The following is a 2,532-nucleotide window of genomic DNA, read 5'->3' on the forward strand; positions in this document are numbered from 1 at the left end:
ATATAACGTGCATGTATTCACGAACCCGAGAGGCTTAAGGCGCGCTAGCGCCGGGTGGCTCCGCCACTTAGCCTCGCAGGGTTGTCTGCTGATTCCGCTTCCTCGAAATCCCTCTTGCAGACCAAGGGCCTACTTCTTAGATTCCGCTTCCCTGCTTGCCCGCAGCGTGAATACGGTGTTATATGTTGTTGCCCTCTTCCTCGAATCTGCCCAGAAATCGCCTTTCCCTGTCTTTACTCATCATTTCTAGGTTTTCAATACGTTTTTCATAAGGGCTTTAAGGGGTTCATCCGATTTCCTCGAAGGGGTTCACCAGGGTGGCGGGAAGGCTGGTTCCGTCGATTGGTACAAGGGAAAGTCCCTTCAACCAATCGGCTTTTCCAGTCCTTTCCGCCTTCCAATGTCTTTATCGGATGAATCCCCTCCAAGCCCTTCACAAGTATTGAACATCTAGATGGGTAAAGACTTAAGACGATTTCGTTCAGGAATCGCTTTGATCTTGAAACCCCATTGCTCTTAACGAATCAAGGTTCCGCCGAACAAGCTGCTTGCTCGCAGTCCATCTCCAGGCGATTTCTTGATTTTGTTGGGGGTTCAAGATCTTGATTCCTGATGGGCTTCCTTCTTTTGCTTTAGGGCAATTACATATAACGTTGTTGTATTCACGAACCCTCACTGGCTTAAGGGGCGCCAGCCCCGGGTCCGACGGACTTAGCCAGTGCAGGGTTGTCTGCTGATTCCGCTTCCTCGAAATGCCCCTTGCAGACCAAGGGCCGTTAGGCCCGCAGCGTGAATACGGTGTTAAGTGATGTCCCCGCCTTCGAAGCGTAACTGAAAAGTTCTATTTTATTTTCTTATAATTAATCAGAATCTTATATTTTCTTCTATTACTATCTCTTCAAATATGTCTTTTAATAGTGTTTCATTTAATTGTAATTTTCCTATAATCCAATCCCTTCCAAATTCTGTTGCCGGTTTATATGTCTTCTCAATCAAATATTCTCCTGTGATAAATCCCAGTACCTCCTTATGATCATTAATTCCAAGATATATAATAGGTCTTATGGCAATTTTCATTAATTTACTTTGAAGGTGCTCTCGAAAATAACATATATGACTAACTATTTGTAAGTATCCATATGCTGCACCCGAACAACCTTGACTTGGAACATACTGTTCTACTAAACTAATTAATTCTTCATCTGTGAGGTTTAAAAGGTCTTTAGATTTTAAAACACGATCAATGGTAATATCGTCCATATTAATCACTCAATTCTCTTTTTTATATTCTTTGCGGGGATTTCACTTAACGTTGTTGTATTCACGAACCCTCACTGGCTTAAGGGGCGCCAGCCCCGGGTCCGACGGACTTAGCCGGTGCAGGGTTGTCTGCTGATTCCGCTTCCTCGAAATCCCTCTGCAGACCAAGGGCCATAAGGCCCGCCGCGTGAATACGGTGTTATATGAAGGATTGGCCAGCTTCCTCGAATAGAGACATGGATGTCGGCCCACAAAGAGCACTTATATATAAATGTTTTATTTTCTTATAAGTTCAAATTCATTTAAAAAGAGATTCTGCAGGTATATAATCCTTTCGATGATTTTTGTGACTTGTAATCTCCTTATATAAATCTCTTGCTATTTCAAATATTCCTTCAAAAGCTTTAGCCGAAATATCTTTTTGTCGCGTCTGTTTATTACCTCCATCTTGAGGATAATACGAAAAATATATAGTTCCCTTGTCTAGGACTAAGTGAAAACCTTCTTCACTTACTTTACATAAACTTGAATCAATATGTGTAAAAAAGTTCCGTACAGCCCTAAATTGTTCTGCTTTGTTATATAAACTTAAAATATACTTTTCAAGTTCAAGCAAATTACCCTTATCCTTTAACGGTTCTAACAAATTATAAATGTCTCCAACTAATGAAATAACAGACCTAAGTATTAAATAATCAGCTGACGATATCGGAATACTAATCTGATAATGACCTTTCTTGCTTATATATGATTTGCCAATACCTACTTTTTCTATGCTAGACTCATTAGTCATTTTGCAAATTGCTACATGTAAAGAATCGATTGTCAAAAACAAGTGTGGAATAACTAATTTAATACTATCATTCACATTTTGGTCAGACCGTTCGCCACACCACCAAAAAATTGGGTGTACAATATTATCGTAGTGAATATCAAAATCTTTAAATATCATTTTTAATTGCCTCCGATAGTCACACAATTTTGAAGCTCTTCAGCCCCATGGATGGGGCGGTCGATAAATCCCACAAAATATCTTTGGCCAATCTTTCATATAACGTTCTTGTATCTACGAATCCACACCACCTTAAGGAAGCCCAGATCCATATGCGCAGCTGGGTCCCGACCGGCCGCGACGCGGTTAGGTGGTGCTGGGTTGTCTGCTGAATCCGCTTCCTCGAAATGCCTCTTGCAGACCAAGGGCCGACAGGCCCGCCGCGTAGATACGGTGTTATGCGTAGTTACTGTCTTCCGTGTATCACATTCATGTCCTTC

The 2,532-nt window shown here is 41.5% G+C and carries 2 protein-coding genes; both read right to left on the reverse strand.

Annotated features, from left to right (window positions below; all coding sequences use genetic code 11):
- Positions 1–864 precede the first annotated feature (864 nt).
- Positions 865–1,260 carry a hypothetical protein gene (locus tag ACSEXW_RS27940; RefSeq protein WP_438449468.1) on the reverse strand — a complete coding sequence of 132 codons (396 nt, stop codon included), beginning with the start codon at positions 1,258–1,260 and terminating at the stop codon, positions 865–867.
- Positions 1,261–1,558: 298 nt separating this feature from the next.
- Positions 1,559–2,212, reverse strand: coding sequence for a hypothetical protein (locus ACSEXW_RS27945; RefSeq protein WP_438449469.1), 654 nt, complete (start codon positions 2,210–2,212; stop codon positions 1,559–1,561).
- Between the last annotated feature and the right edge of the window lie 320 nt (positions 2,213–2,532).

The sequence above is a fragment of the Oryzibacillus soli genome (assembly GCF_051594765.1).
In the GTDB taxonomy this organism is placed as follows: domain Bacteria; phylum Bacillota; class Bacilli; order Paenibacillales; family NBRC-103111; genus Paenibacillus_AR.

Coding starts and splice junctions, on each gene's coding strand:
- ACSEXW_RS27940 (WP_438449468.1), bottom strand. CDS start 1,260: ATGGACGATATTACCATTGATCGTGTTTTAAAATCTAAAGACCTTTTA.
- ACSEXW_RS27945 (WP_438449469.1), bottom strand. CDS start 2,212: ATGATATTTAAAGATTTTGATATTCACTACGATAATATTGTACACCCA.